This is a genomic window from Gilliamella sp. Fer1-1 (assembly GCF_001690825.1).
In the GTDB taxonomy this organism is placed as follows: Bacteria; Pseudomonadota; Gammaproteobacteria; order Enterobacterales; family Orbaceae; genus Gilliamella; species Gilliamella apicola_C.
This window is the reverse complement of sequence record NZ_LZGX01000039.1, coordinates 1-1,762: the sequence shown is the minus strand read 5'-3', so window position 1 is coordinate 1,762 and position 1,762 is coordinate 1. Positions and strand designations below refer to the sequence as shown.

The 1,762-nt window shown below is 39.8% G+C and carries 1 pseudogene; it reads right to left on the bottom strand.

What is annotated here, in order from left to right:
• A pseudogene (locus tag A9G28_RS05685) lies at positions 1–1,631 on the bottom strand (hypothetical protein); the annotation flags it as partial.
• Between the last annotated feature and the right edge of the window lie 131 nt (positions 1,632–1,762).

Genomic DNA, 1,762 nt, shown 5'->3' with positions numbered 1-1,762 from the left:
AAGCGGTTAATATCAATCAACCGCGCTTTATCTGTTTGCGTTAAACGGTACCATTGTTTTTGCGGTATGGTGTTTTGCGTTTTACCGTTAATCCCATTAATCCCACCGCCTAACGGCGTATTGAATGAAGACTGTCGTGAAGCGTCAAAATATATCAATGGTATACTAAAGGTATATTCCGGTTTGATTTTAACATAGCAATAGTTACTGCTATCTACAAAATGAATCCCTATGCCACTGTTTAAATAGCTATCTGCTGAGGGCTGAATTAATCTGGCCTCTTTTTCAACTAATATGATTGTCTTTTCACTTTCTGGAAGCTTGTCCGCTAAGGAGCGGGTTTTAGTGATAAACGCGGGCAAATCATCACAAGTCAATAATTCAATGTGTGCCATTGGCGGTAATTGCTTGTCTAATGCACGTTTCATCGTAGATAATGGGGCAACTTTAGGCTCGTCAAAACGTTCGGATTGGCTGACATTATGGCCGATGTAACCTATAAAGTCGCCTTTATCGATTGGCACAGGCGCTTTTAATACCACCACTTTATCTAATTTTTCAGGTTTAAGTTGGGTCACTATCAGTGAGGTTAATTTGACATACCCCTTATGTGGCGCTTCATCCCCACCATTTTCAACAACCAAAACTGCCGGAACAGTACAATTACCAATTTTACAGATTTTAGCATAACCATTTTCTTGCCCATCAAATTCAAAAGTCGCCGTTTTTGGCAAATAAGTTAACTTTTGGCTGTCATTCGCAGTGCCATAGATAGCAATCCCTTTGATTTCTACTTCTGGTTTGCCCACCTTTTTATTATCTTCTCGACAGATTTCATAATCCTTATTGGTTTCTGCGGTTTTTCCTGTCGGTCTATCATTTGCTGTTGTGCCAATATCTTTATGCCAAACATAACCCGTAATATTGCTCAATTCATGTTGAAAGCCGTCTGGTGTTACCACCGCCCCTGCGGTTATCGACACAATTTTATACCAACCAGACATACCGCTTTTTTGTTCACCTAAACGAACTTTACTGCCTTTAAGCAATAACCCCACAACCTTTGTGTTTTTTCCATTTTCGCGTATCACGCTGCCAGCAATGGTGTCTGCGTTTTTCTCATCCACTTCTCCGGCTTTCGCTTGCCAATAATGGGGATAAGTAACCTGACTATCGCTTTCTTGTTCTTTTTGCTGATAACCATACCAATCGAGTTGATGCATATATAAACTGTATAAGGTTATTGAGGGTGGCGTGTCGGTTGCTTTTGCGACTTTAGGCATTTGTAACTGGTGTCTGACTAAGGTAAAGCCCGTTGAAAAATAAGCCACTTTTTGGCAGTCTTGGTAAGCTTCGTCTAACTGTTCATTGTCCTGATACACTATTTTAGGATAAATATTATCGACTCGGTAAGCAATCACTTCACCATGGGCCATACAACGCACTACATTATCATTATCCAGCTTTTTTAGTACGCCTTTATCAATATGAATGCCCCCATGCCATATGCCATTTTCACCAAATGGGTAGAAGCCACTACTCGCTTCTGATAATGCTTTATAATACGCATCTTGACTAAGTTGCTCTTCACCAACGGGAAAGTTGAAATTGTCGATTTTTTTTATGGTCATGTTGATTGCCTTATTCCTTATGCCGAAAAGCCTTTTGAGTTAAACGATACCTGTTTTTTTAATAAGACTTCGAGCTCTCGATTATTATTATTCAGTTTTGCGGATAAATGATTACTTGCTGGCCCCATCTT